Source organism: Ehrlichia canis str. Jake (assembly GCF_000012565.1).
Taxonomy (GTDB): domain Bacteria; phylum Pseudomonadota; class Alphaproteobacteria; order Rickettsiales; family Anaplasmataceae; genus Ehrlichia; species Ehrlichia canis.
This window is the reverse complement of the sequence record NC_007354.1, coordinates 761894-781716: the sequence shown is the minus strand read 5'-3', so window position 1 is coordinate 781716 and position 19823 is coordinate 761894. Positions and strand designations below refer to the sequence as shown.

Sequence of the window (19823 nt, the reverse complement as noted above, 5' to 3'; positions counted from 1 at the left end):
GCTGGTTAATTGTATTCTGTGATTTTGAAGTTTTCAAAGTCAAAGGAGCATTTTTGTAACTTTATATGAGGTGAACTGAAATTTATCTTTTATGAAATAAATGTTGATAATTAATTGTTTGTTAAATTGTTGTTGCTATTTTTGAAAATTAATACGTATCTACCTTCGTTGTAGTAGGGGTTTAATAAGATTAAACATTGCTTTATATGACTACAGTCAGTGTTTAAATTTATAAATATATTTTTTTGGTATTTATTATGGCAGGTAGTGTTAAGGCTGATCAATTATTCAAAGGCTTGACTAGGCCTACTATGCTATTTGGTGTTAGTTATATATTTGCAATGTTGAATTTTATGATTTGTATCATGATATTTATGTACACTAACGATTTCAGAGCATTATTTATTTTAGGCCCAGGAATACATGGTATAGGTTTTTTAGCTTCGTCAAAAGAACCGTTATTTTTGGAATTGTTTATGTTAAGGATGAAGAAGTGTAGTAAATGTTTGAATAGGTTTTATCATAATTCTAACTCTTATGATGTAATGTGATGTTAAAATTTCAGCAGCTGCAAACAAAAAGAAGGAAAGTGATCAATAGGGAGTATCATGAGTCCAATTTTATTCCCTATAGTGAACATTGGAATTCTTCTACATTAATGACCAAAGATGGGTCAATGCTTAAGGTTATTAAGTTATCTGGTTATGCTTTTGAAACTGCTGATGATGAGGACTTATCTATACAGAATTCTATTCGTAATCAAATGTTAAGAAGTATATCTTCTGCGTCTTTTGGTTTGTATTTTCATATAATTAGACGTAGGAGAAATGCTTTTTCAGAGGGATTTGCTAGTGATAAAGTAGCTAGTTCATTTGCAAATTATGTAAATGTGAAATGGCGAGAAAAGCATGAGACAAAACAATCTTTCACTAATGATTTGTATATTACGATAGTTAGAGAAAGTGGAAAACAGGGGGTAGAGTTTTTATCTAGTATTTTTGGTAAATTTGGAAAGGTTGCATCACAAGAGTCATGGATAAAGGATTTGCAAGCCATATATGAAGATTTAGATGAAGTAACAAATCGTGTTTTTACAAGTTTGCGTAACTACATGCCTAGAGTTTTAGGAATTAGGGAAACGCCGAAAGGTGTATTTTCTGAAATTATGGAATTTTTATTACAGATAGTAAATTGTGGATCTTTTCAACGTGTATTATTTTCTATAGGTGATGTGTCAAAGTATTTACCAATGCATAGGTTATATTTTGGACATAAAACAATACAGATAGTTGCACATAATGAGTGTAAATATGCTGGATTAATTAGTCTAAAAGAATATGGCCAAAGTACATCTGCTGGTATGCTAGATGCTTTTTTGCAATTGCCTTATGAGTTTATTATTACGCAATCTTTTAGTTTTACTAATAGGCAGAGTGCAATTACTAAAATGCAGATTCAACAGAACCGTATGATACAATCTGCAGATAAGGCAGTATCACAAGTAGTAGAAATAAGTCAAGCTTTAGATGATGCGATGAGTGGTAGAATTGCTTTTGGACAACATCATCTTACTATTTTATGTACAGAAAGGAGTTTAAAGACTCTTGATAATGCATTGTCTTTAATAGAATCTGAATTATCTAACTGTGGTGTATATCCGGTTAGAGAAAGAATTAATCTAGAGCCAGCATTTTGGGCTCAATTGCCAGGTAATTTTGAGTATATAGTTCGTAAGGCTATAATAAGTACGTTAAATATGGCTGGTTTTGCATCTCAGCATAATTATCCAATTGGCAAGAAGTTTAATAATCATTGGGGTGAAGCAGTAACAGTGTTTGATACTACTTCTGGAACTCCTTTCTTTTTTAATTTTCATATTCGCGATGTTGGTCATACTGCAATTATAGGGCCTACTGGTGGTGGAAAAACAGTGTTAATGAATTTCTTGTGTGCTCAAGCCATGAAATTTTCACCGAGGATTTTCTTTTTCGATAAAGATTATGGTGCTGAAATTTTCATTAGAGCATTGAGTGGCGTTTATATGATTGTAGAACCAAGGAATCCTACAGGATTTAATCCTTTACAGCTTGATGATACTCCAGATAATCGTACATTCTTAATGGAATGGATGAAGTCTTTAATATCAGTATTCAATGACAAATTTACTTCTGAAGATATAACTCGTATTAATGATGCTATAGAAGGTAATTTTAAGTTAAAAAAGGAGCATAGGGTATTATGTAATTTAGTCCCGTTTTTAGGATTAGATGGTCCAAATACTTTGGCTGGTTCAATATCTATGTGGCATAGTAAAGGATCTCATGCAGCCATATTTGATAATGCAGAAGACTTATTAGATTTTAATAAATCTAGGGTTTTCGGTTTTGAAATGGGTCATTTGCTTAAAGATCCAGTATCTCTTGCTCCTGTGTTGTTATATTTATTTCATAGAATTAGTATTTCTTTGGATGGTACTCCGTCTATTATTGTATTAGATGAGGCATGGGCATTAATAGATAATCCAGTATTTGCTCCAAAGATAAAAGATTGGTTGAAAGTTTTAAGAAAATTAAATACATTTGTGATTTTTGCTACTCAAAGTGTTGAAGATGCTAGTAAAAGTGCAATTAGTGATACTTTAGTGCAACAAACTGCTACTCAAATATTTTTGCCTAATTTAAAAGCTACTAGTGCTTATAGAAATGTATTTATGTTAACAGAGAGGGAATATACTTTAATAAAACATACGGATCCTAGTACAAGGTTCTTTTTAGTAAAACAGGGGGTAAGTGCAGTAGTTGCTAGAATTAATTTAAGTGGCCTTGAAGATGTAATAAGTGTTTTGTCTGGTAGAGCAGAAACAGTCTTAATGTTACGTGATTTAATAAAGGAAGTAGGAGATGATCCAAATACTTGGTTGCCTATATTCTATGAACGAGTAAAGCATGTGTAAATTTAATAATTAAATATTCTTTATAAAAGAGTTGATTATGCTAAAAATTAGTAAAGGGATAGTATATATATTAATGTTATTTTTAATTAATATTAATTTTATATATGCTAAATCTACCTTAGCAACAGAAGTTGAAAGTGAAAAAGTTGCTACATATAGGACTACGTTAGCTACTAACCCTTTCTGTTCTAGAGTTAGTGAACATGCTAAGTATATAGGAATTTCTGCATTTGCTGTTGGTTTTGGGTTAATTATCACTGCTATTGTGATGGCTGTAACTGGTGTAGGAGCAATAGGTGCACTTCTTGTGTTTGGATTGGGTGTAGGTGCAATTGCTGTTGCAGTTAATAAAGCTGCTGCATTTTTTGCGTGTCATTGGTCTTTTGTGCGTCATCCTGTTATGCGTTTTGAAAGTTCAAAAGGTGGTGCTAATCCAGGTGATTATAAAGAATGTAGCGAACCAACTACATCATATAAATCATGTGCAGATCGTGATTTTGGTTCAGAAGAAGAATATTTTAGATGTCTTGCAACTGATGATGCAAAGAGTACTAAGCCTTTTAGTTTAGCAGAGGCTAAGCAAAATGAACCTGTATGTGCATCTAAAAATTTTAAGAAAGTAGATAAATACTACTGGCCTAAAAATAGAGTATCTAGTTCTCGTTATATAGAAGTTTGTTACCGTAAGCCAATAGGTGGTATGAATATTGCTTCTATGATTGACAGAGCATCTAAAGCTAATTCAGGTGATGTTGTTAAATTGTTGAAAGAAGGTGATTATCCAAGAGAAGGTGATTATTCTACTCGAGATATACAAGTTGCTAAGTATGCTATGAATGGAAGAGTAGAGTGTGCAGTATTAGAAGCTGGACAAGAAAAAGTTATACATTCGATTACTTTTCAAGCTGTGGAAAAGATGGATAAGATTTGTGTAAATGCTGTTAAGGCATTTGGATCAGCTTTATGGCCTCAAGTTGAAATTGGTTGTCATATGCGCCCTAGTGGACCACCAGTTCCTATGTGTGAGAAGTCTGAGCCAGTTATGTCAGAAGATAATAAAAGAATTATAAGTTACGATAATACTAAATGTTATAGTTGTTATATAGATCCTGCATGTAGAGGTGAAGTTGGAGGCTATGTAAAATCTGTATTTCCAATGACTTCTATGATAGTTTCTTGTGTCAAAGGATCATTAAATAATGTATTGACTGGCCAATGTAGTAATGGTGTTAATACTGGAAAAGCTGGTTTTTTAAAAGTTGCTCAAGATAGATTGAAAAGAACAGTTATGGCAGTCTTGGTATTGTCGTTGATATTATTTGCAATAAAAGCAGCATTGGGTGGAATACAAAGTCCAGCTGAATTATATATGCTAATTATTAAGTTTGGATTAGTAGTCTATTTTACTCAAGGGCCTGCTATGTCACATTATTATGATCAAATAGTAAGGTTATCTATCGGGTTGTCAGACATAGTATTGCAAGCAGGTGGGTCACAGACTGTGTGTAATTACACTGATCAAGAATATAAAGATCCGTATAAATATGTAGCTCCATGGGATAGACTAGATTGTAGGATAATGTTTTATTTGGGGCAACAATTGAATGGTGCAGCAACAACAATTGTTCTTGGTTTGTTTTTAACAGCAGGACTTTTCTTTGCTAGTATGCTATTTAATATGAAGTTAATGTTATGTCTGGTTGCACTTTTTGCGATATTAATGATTATACTTATTGTGATATGGTTAGTTTATATCTTTTTATTATCACTCATTGCGCTTACTATTTTGATATTAATTTCTCCATTAATGATTCCTATGGTGCTTTTTCAAGCTACAAAAGCATTTTTTGATGGGTGGATAAGACAGTTAATGGTTTATACATTGTATCCTGTAATACTTTTTGCTTTTCTAGCGTTATTGTTTACTGTTTTTGATAATTTATATTTTGAAGATCTTAAATTTGTGAGAAAAGAAATTAAGATTTTAGATGCTACCAGAATTTCATTTACATTGGAAAATCCAAAACAATGTGATGATCCGAAATATGATTATAATTTAGCGTGTATGTTTGGTGATATAAGATTTTTAACAAAACCTGCATTTTTTGGATTTAATGCTTACGCTCCTGATTTTAAACATGAAGCTGAAACGTTATGGATGAAATTGTTAATGATGGTATTTATAGGTTTCCTATTTTATCATTTCTTATCATCTATTACTTATATAGCAGCTGAGCTTGCAGGTGATCCAAGGGCTGGTCATGTTGGTTCATCGTTTAGTCCAAAATCAATGATGAGTTCTATAACTGGTGCTATTGGTAGGGTTCAAGGTAATATGGGACAAAAGGTAAAAGATGCTATAAATGATAGAATGGATAATGCAAAAGGTTCTAAAGATGGAGGGGACAAAGATGAAATGTCTGGAGGAGATTCTGGAGGTGGTGCTGCTGGAGGAGGCGGTGCTGCTGGCGGTGCAAGTGCTGCTGGCGCTGCAGGTGGCGCTGCAAGTGGCGCTGCAAGTGGTGCTGCGGGTGCTATTGCAAGTGCTGCTGGATAATAAGCTTATTCTTTGAGGATGCTTGTTGGTATTAATGTTAGTTAATTGTTGAGAAAATTATTTTATTGAAAATGGATTTTTAATGATTCATAGGTAATTTATCAAGATATTTGATGTTATTGATAGTTTTATATTATTTATTTAAGGTAGAAAGCTGATTTTATGTTTAGGATAGTTTTAATAATCAGTGTTTTTCTTCTTTCAAGTTGTGGATATCATGGTTGTATAAAACCACAGAATGTAATGTTTGATGAGTATTCAAGTACTGTGGAAACAGGATTACAAGATGGAAAAAAAGAGCATATTACTTGGGTTAAATCAGATTTAATATTGGCTGGTAAAAAGGATCTTATTATAAGAGTTAATACAGTTAATGTTAATTATTGTCATAATACAAATTATGTTGTGGATATCTATGCAGATCAAGGTGATAGTACTTTATCTGGCAAAAAATTTTATTTAGGGATTCCAAATATAATGGCAGGTGAAAAATTGAATTTTAGGTTATACCCTGCTTTCAATTTTACTGTAGATAAAGATATATGTAGCAATAAAAATCCTCAAATTTATGCTCAAAATACTGACAAATGCATGAAAGATTATTTGGATACGAAATATTATATTGCAATTGATAATTATTATGGATCTCAAATGAATAATCTGATGTATTTGAAAGATCGTAGTTCACATGATAAAGCTAGAGAATGGATAAATTTCCCAAATAAAATCTTATATAATCCAGATAAAAGTAATACTATCTATCAGTATTTAAATAATCAAGATTCTATTAATGGAATTGGTAAAGTTAATTCTCAAAATAATAATAATGGAGAAATGTTCTACCTATGTGCTACAGGTAAGGAAATAGATGAACTTGTAAATAAGACTATTGATGAAGAGATAAAGAAGAAGCAGCAACAGGGCAACCCAAGTACTATAAAAGTTTCGGAACATGAAAAAAAAGAATTGGTAGAAAAATATAAAGAAGCTATTTCAAAAAAACAAGATGAAGTTAGAAATAAATATAAAAAACAGTATGATGCATATTCTGTGAATATGATATGTGGAAATTTATGTAATATTCCTGACTATGAAAATAAAAAAGTAGAAAAAGACTGTTTTGTTGTAGAGATGAATAATATATTCAATGCTTGTACTGTTACAGCAGATGGGAATCTATCAGGATGTGATTTTGAAAATGTAATGCAATATAATACTTATTTGCCTTTTCTGTATTTGAAACATAATTCTGGTATAACAAATTTTATTACTATTGATGACACAATTAGAAAATGGCAATCAGATAATAACCGTTCTTCAGACATTGGTCTTTTAACAAATTATAGTTATTTAATAAGTAAGAATATTTTGGATAAAGGACTCTATTTAGAGGTAAATGTAGATAAAAATCTTGAATTAACAGGTAAATATAAAATTGAGGTGGATAAGGATTGTACTAATCATGTTAAAGATAGTTTGTATTACGTAATATCTAAGGGGCCACCTAAAGTTAAACCAGGAGACTCAGGTACTACAAAGATCGATTTTATAGGTAATGAGGATACAAAAGTTAAACTATCAGATAAAGATGCAGCTGGTGATTTATATTTTGGTATAAAAGATAATGGTGATGGGTATGAGAATAATACAGGGTATTTTAATATTACAGTAATATCAAAAAAGAGGATACCTAATGTAATTTCATATATAGTTGAGCACTTAAAAGATGCATTAGAGAGAGGATTATATGGAACATCATCTACTAATTCTGGAGGTGTTAATCTAATATATAATAGTATTGTAAAGAATCTGCATTTTATTCAGATAGTGAACTCATTATTGGTATTGTATGTATTAATTAATGCTTTATTTTATTTTGTTGGATTTTCTAAAGCTTCTATTTTTGAATTATTAGTTATAACTTTGAAAATTGGTGTAATAATTTATGTAATTGGTCCTAATAGCTGGGAGTTTTTTAATAACCATTTATTTAAATTGTTTACTGAAGCACCAATTCAACTAATTGCTATAATGACAGGTCAGGATCCTGCTGAAACAACTAGTTTTGAATTTCTAGATTTAGTCTTATATAGGTTTTCTTTATCTGAAACTTGGATACAAATTTTAGCACTATTATTTACTGGTCCAGTTGGATGGGTGAGTGTAGCTTTAATTTTTTGGGGATTAATAGTTTTATTTTTGACTGTAGCAACTGCAGTTATTACTTATTTAATATCTATTATACTAATAGGATTATTACTTAGCATTGCACCATTTTTTATAATTTGTATTTTATTTAAACGTACTAAAGCAATTTTTGATGCGTGGATAAAATCTTTAGTACAAACAGCTATGCAGCCGGTAATTATATTTGCTTCGTTTGCGCTTTTAACTGAAGTTATAGATAACATAATATATTCTATGTTTGCTTTTGAATCGTGTGATACATGTGTACTGAAGCCTGAATTTGATCTAAAGATAATGAAACTAAGTTTTTGTATACTTGAGTTTTTACTTCCTGTGGGAATTTCTCCTTTGTCTACTTTTAATGATAACCTGAAAGATTCAGTAAATGGTGACGGTAGTGTAATGTTTTTAGGATTACCAGTGCCATTTATGAAGGTATTAATATTTGTAATAATGGTAAATGCAACAAAACATTTTATTGGTTCTGCAGGAGAAATGTGTACATCAATTTTTGGATCATTTGCTAATTTATCAGCAGTAGCTGAAAATGCGAAAGAAAGTGCTTTAGGAATTATTGGTATGGATCAGAACAGTCGTATGCAAAGAGCAAGGTACGAAGAAATGAATAAAACTAGTGATAGAGATAATGATGGTGAACGTAAACGTGATCCTCTTGGCCTACAATCACCTATTACAGAAAATGATGAACAACCTATTAGTAGAAGACAATCACGTAGTGGTGTTGAAATACCTGAAGGCCCTCCATCTAGTTTTGGTGGGTAGAATATGAAAAAGTTAATTATATTATTACTATTCTTCATTACAGGATGTGGTATTGGTTGTATAGAAGGTAGCAAAGGTGTTAGTGGTACTTCAATTGCTATAGAAGTTAAGCCAGTAGTGGAAAAAGTGTCAGATGTGTTACAGCCTGATTGGATTGATACTGGATTAACAGTTAATGAGAGTCAGCCTCCAGTAAAGTTAACAATTCTTGGCGCTATAAATATGTGTCCTAAAGATTCTATAAATCCTAAAGATATCATTGTTCCAGCTGTTGCTTGTGCTCATGGTACTTATGATGCTAAAGATGAGTCTATTTATAAAGACATGAAAAGTACGTGTAGCAGTTATGGAGAAGTAGCAACTACTACTTTACCTATTGAAACTTTTTACTTAGGAAAAGGAGATACATTTAAGGTTAGTTTAATTCCTAGGAAAATGACAGTAACTGATTGCAATGCTGATAAATTGAAAGAATTGGGCATTATATATTATTCTGATAATGAAATTTTTGAAGATAGTGGCTGCAACACTCCTATTAAAGCTGAAGATATATGTAGAACTGGTATTGCTAAATTTTATGTGAAAATAGAAGACAAATGTAGTTCATTTGATGGATCAATTTCTAGCATACCTCGTTTGCAAGGTACTGAAGTTTCAGCATTAGTAGATAATACTGATATTCCACATGGGAATAAGGTTTTTTATAGTGAAGATGTAAAAAAGCAATGGATCAAGACTCCTTTTATTTATGATGCTAAAGTAATTAAAGGTAAAAATATTGATACTGAAGCATTAAAAAAACATTGTGAAGTTATTAAAAAGCTTAGTACAACTGGTATTATAAATGATAGTGCTAATTCAACTATATCTCAACTTGAATTTTATAAGAATCAGAAGAAATTAAAGAATAGTAAAGATAGCAAACAAAAAGATAATAAACAAAGTGAACCTGATGTTCTAAAGGATAAAAAAGAAGATGACATTCAGGAGATTATAGATATTATTAATAATTTTACTACTTATGATATAAATTGTGCTTGTGGTACTATATGTAATTCTAAAGCAGCACTTAAAGGTATTGCTACAGTATCACGACATGATGAAAGTGGAAATTGTATTATTAATAATGGTGATTCTTTTAATAAAAATACTAAATTGGAAGATATTACTGAAGAAGAATTAGAAAAAATGGCTAATAATGCTTCAGATGAAGTGATACAAGGATTAACTGCTGTTTTTATTACGAAATCTGGTGACAAAAACAATGTTAAGTATCATTGTATGCCGAGTAAAAATGAAAGTAATGCTTGTTATGCTAATATTTTTTCTGACAATGTTGGGTCAACTAGCTTAAAATCTGGTTTTAACTATAAATATGAAGCTAATGATCCTGCAAAGTTAGGGTTTGCAATAATAGGTCAACAGCAGCATTATAATTCATATTATGGTGGATATAATATTCAGGTAGAGCGTATATGTAATTTTATGTATGGCAAAAAGCTGTATATGTATATAGGAAGCAAAGCTCCAACTATTTTCCCAGGCGAAAAAGATACTATTGAATTATTTGTTCCTGAGAAAGATGATGCAGAATCTGGAACTGGAATGTATACAATTAATGCAGATGGTACTGAAAAGAAATCTGGAAAAGTTTACTTGGGTATAGATACTAGAGGGTATGAAGATCAATTTGATTACAGTAGTTTACCATCACTAGAGTCAGAAAATAAATACACTGTTAATTTCTTTATTAAAAAATGGAACCCAAATTTTTCTAAAGTATTTGTTATGATAAGAGATTCCTTGTTAGGAATCTTATATGGATTACCAAAAAATTCTAATGCTAGCAGTATTTCTCAAGCTGTAGAGATAGTGCGTACAAGTAAGTCTAAGGGTGCAGTTCAGAGTATATATACTAATCAGACTGGTGCAGGATCATTGTGGAGAGCCTTGCAAGCGTTATGTACTTTGTATATCATTTTTACAGTATTAGGATATGTATTAGGTGTTGTAAAATGTACTAAATATGACTTGGGAGTTCGTATTGCTAAAATAGCAATAATTGTCGGTTTGATAAGTCAGGGTAGTTGGGAATTTTTTAGTGATCATTTCTTTTCTATTTTTGTTCAAGGTGTAAGTGATCTTATAGCAGCATTTAATGGTGAGTTAGATGGAGATAATTCATTTAAGTTTTTGGATACTACTATAGGAGTATTATTAGCAGGAGAGACATGGATTAGGCTAGCAACATTGATACTTACAGGGCCTATAGGTTGGATAGTGTTTATTACAGTTATATGGTCCTTTTTTATATTTTTTGTAAGTGTTATAGAAGCAGTTATAGCATATTTGTTTACTGTTGTTGCTATAGCGTTTTTGGCGACATTGGCACCTATTTTTATAACTTTTATTTTTTTCCAACTTACAAAAACACTCTTTGATTCATGGATAAAAATGTTAGTGAATTTTTCTTTACAGCCTATAATACTTTTTGCTGGACTTGCATTTTTAAATCAAGTGATGTTGACTGTGTTACATGCGGTTACAGGGTTTACTGTATGTAATCAGTGTTTTCTAGGTTTTGATCTTCCTATTGGTGTTACTGAGAAAGGTGCTCCTCCTGATATTTGTATAGTGTCTGTATTGTTGCCTATAGGATATTCAACAGAGTTATCTATGAATGATTCAATTAGGGAAGGATATGCTAATGACAATGAAGGTTCATTTTTAGGATTACCTTTTGGAATTACTGCAGTTTTGATGTTATTGCTTATTTCAAATGCTATGAAGGGATTTAAAGGAATGTCTGAGACAATGGCTCACTCTATATCTGGAAGTGTTGCTGGTCTTAGTGCAAGTATACATGCTGCTACGCAGTCTTTAGCTTCTATGGTTGGTCTTGATCAGGAAACTCAAAGTATTATTAAGGATGCATTGCGTAATCGTAGGTCTACTGGTAAGTCGGATGTTAATATTGTTGGTAGAACTGATACTAATCCAGAGAGTAAAGGGGAAATTGTAGGAAAAGATGGTGATGATAATGGTCCGTTACCTTCAGATCCGAGAAGTCACAGTGGTGATGTACATGGTGATGGTGATGTTTCTGATAAGGAAGGTGCTAATGCTGGTCCAAAGTCTGAATCAGGTAATAATGTATTAGATGGTGGTAAAGGTGATGTCAGTGCAAATAGTGGGCGTGTAGATGGTCATCTTGCATCTTCAGGTAATGATGTACTTGATACTACGCCTTCAAATTATGATGGAGCGCAAGATGCTAGTAATAGTGGTAATGTAGATAACAGTACTGTGGAAAAATATGATAGCAATGATGATACTATAAGTGTAAGTTCTGAAGGTAGTTATCAACATAAAGAAGAAGAACCGTATAACAATGATAGTGATACTTCAAGTGTAAGTTCTGAAGGTAGTTATCAACCTAAAGAAGAAGAGCCGTATAATAATGATAGTGATACTTCAAATGTGAGTTCTGAAGATAGTTATCAACCTAAAGAAGAAGAGCTGTATAATAATGATAGTGATACTTCAAGTGTAAGTTCTGAAGATAGTTATCAACCTAAAGAAGAAGAGCCGTATAATAATGATAGTGATACTTCAAGTGTAAGTTCTGAAGATAGTTATCAACCTAAAGAAGAAGAGCCGTATAATAATGATAGTGATACTTCAAGTGTAAGTTCTGAAGATAGTTATCAACCTAAAGAAGAAGAGCCGTATAATAATGATAGTGATACTTCAAGTGTAAGTTCTGAAGATAGTTATCAACCTAAAGAAGAAGAGCCGTATAATAATGATGGTGATACTTCAAGTGTAAGTTCTGAAGATAGTTATCAACCTAAAGAAGAAGAGCCGTATAATAATGATAGTGATACTTCAAGTGTAAGTTCAGATAATGGTGATACTAATAGTAGCTCAGGTGATAGCAGTGTAGAAGATTTACATAGTACCAGTACTGATAGTGAACCTCAATCTCCTGCTGTTAGTGATGTTGCAGAGACACCTGATGTTGGGGATGCCAGTGATAGTAGTCTGAATAATGCTACTAATAATAATGAAAATACTGGTGAAAATAATAATAGTGATATACAAGCAGAAGAAGGAAAAGCTTCTGTTGTTGTTGACCCTTTGAGTGGTGATGATAATGATGGAAAGAGAGGGAAACAAGATATTAACTTTTTAGAAGGTCCTCAGAAAAGAAGACTTTATATGGATGAACATTCTAGTGTTGCACAGAAAATTGCAGGTCATGAATCAGCAATAGAGGTAGAAAAGGAATCTCATGAGAGAAGTATTGTAAAGAAGCGTGGTAAAAAAGATGAATAGGGTTTGAAAGGTAATTGGTAGAGATGAAGAGTAAATATGTGTAATTTTATTAAAAAGCATTTTGTAAAATTATTGTTATTATTAGTAATAACTGCATGTGAATCTAATCAGCATCCAGTGCCTAGATGTATACCAGCTGATGTATTGTCTGAAACAAAAACAGCTTCTGTTTCAGCATATTTTAATGCATCTTCAGAAGATTTTATTGCAGATGATAAATCATTAGGAAATATTTTAAACAATGATCAAGTAGTAAGATGGAAATATACTGGATATGTGACGGATGGTAATCCAATAGTGTTAAGAGTTGACGGTATGTGGACTGCCTGGGCAGATAATGCTTCTGAATCTGATAGGGGAGTAACTGATTACGAAAAATATAATAATATATTATCTAGTGAAAGAATTTGTGGTCCTTATAATAAGATACAGAAAACTTTTGTCCCTTATGGTAAAAGTGGATGTAAGGTATCATGTGAATTAATTACTGGTGTTCAAGATGAATTGGAAAGAGGAGCTTACGGTCCTCCTTGTTGGTTTAAAAATGGATATGGTGCATATTTGTTATTTAAGAGACCAGGTGATCCTGAACCAAATGAAACGTTAAATCATATGAGATATCCAGTTTCTCCAGTGATGCATATAGGGTATAAACCATTAGAATTAGCTGGTAGTGATGCCTTATCTACTAGAGACAGGAAAATTATGGATTCTTTTTGTCAAGAAGTGAAGTTGGAACCAGGATGGAAAATATATCTCAAAATATTAGATAAACATTATTATGATAATGTTGGTGGTTATTCAGTGACATTTGTTGAAGGTATAAAAGCAGAAGAACGATTTTCTGTTTTTGAATGGGTTCGTAAAAATATAAGAAATGAATTAGATAAAGCAGGTGAACATGTTTTTAAACACATTGTCGGGAATCCAGTATTTAAAAATTTTGTTTTTGCTTTATTAACTTTATTTCTAGTATTTGGTGCCTTAACTTATATCTTTGGCATGGTACAGAGCCCATTTTCTGATGTTATTGTTAGAATATTAAAAATGGCATTAATGATATTATTGATTTCTCCAAGTAGTTGGGAGTTTTTTTATAATCATTTACTGAATTTATTTATCAATGGTATAGATCAAATTATTGCGATGATTAATAGTCATTCTGCTTCTTATAATCCAACACGGCCTTTTGCTTTTCTAGATGAAATGATAGTAGATAAAATATTTTCTCCAGTTATTTGGAAAATTAAGATAAGGGCATTAATTCTTGCTGATTTTTCTTCAATATTTGCTGTTCTTGTAATTATTATTGCTGTGTTAATATATATTGCTTTATGCCTGTATGGATGTGTTATATATCTTACAGCATTTGTTGGTATTACATTTTTAATTGGATTATTCCCGCTGTTATTGTTAGGTATTCTTTTTTCTCAATTTAAGAGTTTATTTGATGGTTGGTTAACTCAGTGTCTAAGCTTTTCAATGCAAGCAATATTAATGTTTACACTAATCTCGCTCTTTGGTGCGCTTATTATGAATTATTATTACCGTATCTTTGGGTTTACTACGTGTTATAATGAGTGGCTAAAGGTAAAAGTTTGTATATTAGGTAGCACTGGTTGTGTAATTAATAGGAGTGTTTTTGGATGGACTCCAGGGCAAATTTATGACCCAAAAGTTATTGGGTTAACAACAGATTTTAACCTGAATGACAGAAAAACTTCTGATAATGCGAGATATAAGTTTACTGGTGGTGGTGCATATATTAGTGTTCCTCCTGAACGTATACATAAAGATTTTAGGTATGTAGATTACCCTTTCCTTGATCCAGATAGTCAAACTGATGGTGATCCATTTGGTATTACTGTGTCCAAAGATAGTCCATTTAGACAATTATCTTATTATATTAATGCATTACTTGCTTCTAATGAAAAATATGTTGCTGCAAGATTAATAAAGGATATAGAGGATGAATTGGAACAGTTACAGAAAAATGGTACTATAAACTCTGATAGTAGAAATAAAGTTTTAACAATTATTAATAACAGAAGGAATACGGATAAATCTCAGCAAAAAAATGCATTAGATAAATATCAGGATGAAGATTTCAAATCTGAAATAATTAATAGTCTTATTAATGACGTCATAGGAGAGGCTGCTCAAGCTCCTACTCCTCAAGATGAATTGATGAAGCAACATGATTATAATTTGATTTTAGGAATTAAAGCTGGATATCTGGTATTGTGGTCAGAGGTGGGTTCTTTATTTTTGGCTGCATTATTAATATGGCAAATGCGTGCTTTCATTCAAAGTGTAGCAGTAGCACTAGCTGGTGGTAGTATGATGTCTCAAACTATTGCTAACATGTATGAAGGTGGATTCATTAAAATTTTCTCAGGAATTCCAGTTTTAGGTGTTGTATTTAAGAAAATTGATCAAGGTATAGATAGCTTGAAATTTGTAACAGGTAACTACATAACTAAAACAGCTCGTAGGCCTTTAGAAGCATTAAAGAGAGTACCTTATTTAGGTAAGGTTGTTAAATTTACTAGTGCCGCTACTGCTCCTTTGACTTCTTCATATAATGAATATGATAGAGATTTTAGGAATAACTTTAAGACATTAAATTATGCTCGTGCTTACATAGGAGCTCACTTAGGAATTTCTCCATTAAATGCAATGAAATACTTAGGTGGTCATGTTGCTGGAAGTATGTTCGGTACTAGAGAAGGTGGTTTGATTCATAATATACTTGAGGACCGTGCAGCTGCTTTAGATAGTTTGAAAGCACATATATTGGGACCTGAACAATATAAACCAAGCCCTTATCTTCCTAATGCAGGTGAAGATGATGATAGGAATCCTTTTGCTAAAGAAAAACCACATGATGCTAAAGAAACACCACATGGTAATGGAGATAATAGGTTATTAGATGAAAATGGAAATATATCTGTAAATAGAGACAATTTAAGTGATGCACTTGATGCTAGAGAGCAGCTCAAAACAATGATTGGAAACACAACAGATGAGGCTGCATTACAAAGAATGAGATATGATCTTGATAGACTTGATGACGCTTTGCATAAAAATTTGGGTAATGATTTTGATAGAGTTACATCAGCTTATACTAACTCTTATACTCCAGTAGAGCATCCTAAAGATTTACTTGTTGAAGGTATGTCTGGACTTCGTGTTTCTTCAGAAAATTTACAAGGTTTAGGTGTTCCAACAGTAGATGAATTAGTGCAAGCAGATAATAGTTTAAATGTTCCTTTAAGTAGTGATGTTATATCTTCTGGTACACAATTACATGGCAGTTCTGGTGCACATTTAGATGTTACTCCTCCAGTGAGTGATGTAGATTCATTGTTATCACAACAAGATGCAAGTGATAGTGCTAGAGTTGGAGGATTTGGTGAATCTATAAGTACTTCAGAACATGGTGTTGTAGTTGAAGGTATACATGATAGTGTATTACGTGATAATGCTGGATTAACTACACCTTTGGATGTGACGTCTTCTATGGAAAGTGTTGGTGCAGGTGGTGATGATGCTGCTAGAGCTCCAGTTGAAGTATTTGAAGATCCTGCAGGTACTCCAGTTGAATCACAAGATTTTGGTTCCACATTGGATGATAGTAATGTTACCCAGTCAAGTAGTGGTGAAAGTGATTTAGGTTCTACATCTTCTATGGAAGGTGTTGGTGCAGATGGTGATGATGCTGCTAGACCTGCAGTTGAAGTATTTGAAGATCCTGCAGGTACTCCAGTTGAGTCACAAGATTTTGGTTCCACATTGGATGATAGTAATGTTACCCAGTCAAGTAGTGGTGAAAGTGATTTAGGTTCTACATCTTCTATGGAAAGTGTTGGTGCAGATGGTGATGATGCTGCTAGAGCTCCAGTTGAAGTATTTGAAGATCCTGCAGGTACTCCAGTTGAATCACAAGATTTTGGTTCCACATTGGATGATAGTAATATTACCCAGTCAAGTAGTGGTGAAAGTGATTTAGGTTCTACATCTTCTATGGAAAGTGTTGGTGCAGATGGTGATGATGCTGCTAGAGCTCCAGTTGAAGTATTCGAAGATCCTGCAGGTACTCCAGTTGAATCACAAGATTTTGGTTCCACATTGGATGATAGTAATGTTACCGAGTCAAGTAGTGGTGAAAGTGATTTAGGTTCTACATCTTCTCTGGAAAGTGTTGGTGCAGATGGTGATGATGCTGCTAGAGCTCCAGTTGAAGTATTCGAAGATCCTGCAGGTGCTCCAGTTGAATCACAAGATTTTGGTTCCACATTGGATGATAGTAATGTTACCGAGTCAAGTAGTGGTGAAAGTGATTTAGGTTCTACATCTTCTCTGGAAAGTGTTGGTGCAGATGGTGATGATGCTGCTAGAGCTCCAGTTGAAGTATTCGAAGATCCTGCAGGTGCTCCAGTTGAATCACAAGATTTTGGTTCCACATTGGATGATAGTAATGTTACCGAGTCAAGTAGTGGTGAAAGTGATTTAGGTTCTACATCTTCTATGGAAGGTGTTGGTGCAGATGGTGATGATGCTGCTAGAGCTGCAGCTGAAATATTGAATGAGCCTACAAGTATTCCAGAAGATAGTGATGTATTTGAAAAAGTAGAATTAAAGGATTTAAGTCCAGCGTTGGATGATGTTCATGGGTTAGATGATGATATTACACAAGCACATGATAATGCAGTAGAAGATCATTTTGGTCCTTTAGAAGAAGGTAACACAATGTTTTCGCAGGATGCACATCCTGATCAAAATGTTGACTCTGGTTTGGAGGAAGAGACTGCACTGCATTCTGGAATTATGAAGCAAGATGAGATGGATACATCAGAGTCTACAGTACAAACAGATACTACTACTCCTGAAGATAATATTGTGCAAGAGACTGATGATAGTATTAATTTAGATGTTGGTGTTTTTGAACAAACTAGTGGTGTCTTGGATCTGGGCTCTTTAGAGAATGATGTAAATATAGTAGGTAATGAAGGTATATTACAGCAACAAGCTGCTGAATCTTTATTAGATGATGTTCCAAAGCCTGAAATAGATGATGGTACTGTTTTAGAAAAGGTTGGTGACGAAGTAATACAAGGAGAGGAATCTGTATTTGAGAAAAGTGGTATTCAAGAAACTGAACCTTATAGTACTGCTATGGAACAAGTTACTGATAAAGATGTAGGACGTGATGGTGATGCAGGTACTGAAAAATTATTTACTACAGAAGATGATACTGCAGATACAAAAGTTGGTCCATCTGTTGAGCTTACTTCAGAGGGAGTTGTGAATGAAGCAGTGCAAGATGGTTTTAGTAGTGATAATGAAGGTAAGTTGAGTGAGGAAACAAAAGATGATTTAGTAACACAACAAGAAGATAAACTTGAAGATAAGGGTCCTGATGATACAGATGATGTTCAGGGTGAAGATAAACAATATCAAGATGTAGTGGATGAGGATAATATAGTTGAAAAAACTGGTGATGTATCTGATCAGTCTGATGGTAAAGAAGATGCTGAAAGTGGTGTATCTGACTCAGAAGCTTTAGCAGAAGGCTTGATTGATTTAGTTAGTTCTGGTGAAGAGTCAACTCAGGCTCAGCGTATACAAGTTATACACCCTGTTGCTGGCTTATCAAGTAGGGATAAAGGTGTTGTAACTCAAGATAAAAGTGGTAGCAGCAAAGGTTCTGTTGGTGGTAAGGGTATTTTCAGTGCTCAGTCAGATGTTAAAGGTGAAGTTAAAGAGAAGAAAAAAGAACCTAGTAAAAGTAAAGCTAAAAGTCCTAGTAAAACAAAATCACCTTTTATTACTCCAAAATCTTTGAAAAATACTTTTAAATTTGTAATGGATGAGTGTGCAAAAGATTTTTCATCAAAAGTCTTAGAATCTATGGATAAGATATTTGGTGAGTCTCAAGGTGGTAAACAAAGACGTAGAAAATTATCGAAAGAAGAAATTTCATTGGCAATAGAACAACTTGAGGCAGTAATAGAAGGATTAAAACTTAAAAAAGCAGGTCTTACTGATCCTAGTGAAATAGAAGCTATAGAAATAAGAATTAAAGAAGCAGAATCTGCAATTCGTGGATTATTAAATCAAGAATAATTTTTTTGCTGAAATTTATTATATGTTTTTGATTCATTATAAATGTTTTTTTGATGTTGTACTTTTCTATATATTTTCTTCCATCTAAAGATGATTAGATGTTATGTTGATATAAGTTGTATTTGATTTAATAATCAGCTGTTGCTACAGGATTGTATGTTTTTAACATAGCATGCTGAAAATATGTATTTAGTATTGTTATGTACTAAGTTTTTATTTCTATAAGTGCGATATTATTACAATTATGCTCGTTGTAATTATCTATAGAGTATGGTAGGTAATCTGAATCAAATCTTACAGGAACATCAAATTCATAGTCTGCGTATATTGTTACTCCATTATGAGGTGGAGTATTAAATTCTATTTGACCGTTGGAAAAATTTACAGAAAATCCATCGACTTTTTCAATATCATCATAATATATTTTTACCGTATTAATGACTGGTTTTGTAATTTTGCGTATGTATGAATGTTGATCAATACTGTATGTTTTTATGATTTGAAATTTTTTTTGTTTGTCGTTTCCTATTCCTATGTGTTCTTTTTTTGCTTTGTAATCTGACCAATCTTTAAAACGGAAACCAATAGCTTTACCTTTATGGACATAGAAAAAATTAATTAGTTTTAGTAATTGGTCTTCTGATTTTACATTGTACATTATATTATATTTGTTGCGTGAATATGATAAATTTACTTTTCGATATTCGCTACCGTTATTTGTTTGTACAATGCTTGTTGAAAATTCTGGTCCTCCAGTTGATCCATAAGAAATGTCTTCTGGAAATCTGATTTCATGGAATGTCATTATTTATTACTCATTATATAAAAATGTGTTTCATGGTGTTGGCAGGTGATTGGATGTTTAGAGTCGGTTTA

7 protein-coding genes are annotated in these 19823 nt (G+C 32.5%); 6 read left to right on the top strand and 1 reads right to left on the bottom strand.

The window, feature by feature from the left end:
• The first annotated feature begins 257 nt into the window (after positions 1 to 257).
• The 6 genes from ECAJ_RS02765 to ECAJ_RS02740 all read left to right on the top strand — a co-directional run bounded on the left by ECAJ_RS02765 (position 258) and on the right by ECAJ_RS02740 (position 18947).
• Positions 258 to 551, top strand: a complete 294-nt coding sequence (locus ECAJ_RS02765; protein ID WP_044261987.1) for a type IV secretion system protein VirB3 — start codon at positions 258 to 260, stop codon at positions 549 to 551.
• Complete coding sequence (locus ECAJ_RS02760) at positions 551 to 2953, top strand: VirB4 family type IV secretion/conjugal transfer ATPase (RefSeq protein WP_011304647.1); 2403 nt, start codon at positions 551 to 553, stop codon at positions 2951 to 2953. Before ECAJ_RS02765 ends, ECAJ_RS02760 begins: the two co-directional genes overlap by 1 nt.
• Before the next feature lie 37 nt (positions 2954 to 2990).
• Complete coding sequence (locus ECAJ_RS02755) at positions 2991 to 5510, top strand: type IV secretion system protein (RefSeq protein ID WP_011304646.1); 2520 nt, start codon at positions 2991 to 2993, stop codon at positions 5508 to 5510.
• Between the two features lie 162 nt (positions 5511 to 5672).
• Positions 5673 to 8480, top strand: a complete 2808-nt coding sequence (locus ECAJ_RS02750) for a type IV secretion system protein (RefSeq protein ID WP_011304645.1) — start codon at positions 5673 to 5675, stop codon at positions 8478 to 8480.
• A gap of 3 nt (positions 8481 to 8483) precedes the next feature.
• Positions 8484 to 12818 (top strand): type IV secretion system protein, encoded by a 4335-nt coding sequence (locus ECAJ_RS02745; RefSeq protein ID WP_011304644.1) that lies wholly within the window; start codon positions 8484 to 8486, stop codon positions 12816 to 12818.
• A gap of 36 nt (positions 12819 to 12854) precedes the next feature.
• Entirely contained in the window at positions 12855 to 18947 is a 6093-nt protein-coding gene (locus ECAJ_RS02740; RefSeq protein WP_011304643.1) for a type IV secretion system protein, read from the top strand.
• A 205-nt stretch (positions 18948 to 19152) separates the two neighbouring features.
• Here the strand turns inward: ECAJ_RS02740 and ECAJ_RS02735 are convergent, their stop codons facing one another.
• Positions 19153 to 19752: a DUF2460 domain-containing protein gene (locus ECAJ_RS02735; RefSeq protein ID WP_011304642.1), complete on the bottom strand. Its 600-nt coding sequence runs from the start codon at positions 19750 to 19752 to the stop codon at positions 19153 to 19155.
• Positions 19753 to 19823 lie beyond the last annotated feature (71 nt).

What these genes read in the sequence shown, in the direction of transcription:
- ECAJ_RS02765 (WP_044261987.1), top strand. Translation starts at nt 258, where the DNA reads ATGGCAGGTAGTGTTAAGGCTGATCAATTATTCAAAGGCTTGACTAGG.
- ECAJ_RS02760 (WP_011304647.1), top strand. Translation starts at nt 551, where the DNA reads ATGTTAAAATTTCAGCAGCTGCAAACAAAAAGAAGGAAAGTGATCAAT.
- ECAJ_RS02755 (WP_011304646.1), top strand. Translation starts at nt 2,991, where the DNA reads ATGCTAAAAATTAGTAAAGGGATAGTATATATATTAATGTTATTTTTA.
- ECAJ_RS02750 (WP_011304645.1), top strand. Translation starts at nt 5,673, where the DNA reads ATGTTTAGGATAGTTTTAATAATCAGTGTTTTTCTTCTTTCAAGTTGT.
- ECAJ_RS02745 (WP_011304644.1), top strand. Translation starts at nt 8,484, where the DNA reads ATGAAAAAGTTAATTATATTATTACTATTCTTCATTACAGGATGTGGT.
- ECAJ_RS02740 (WP_011304643.1), top strand. Translation starts at nt 12,855, where the DNA reads ATGTGTAATTTTATTAAAAAGCATTTTGTAAAATTATTGTTATTATTA.
- ECAJ_RS02735 (WP_011304642.1), bottom strand. Translation starts at nt 19,752, where the DNA reads ATGACATTCCATGAAATCAGATTTCCAGAAGACATTTCTTATGGATCA.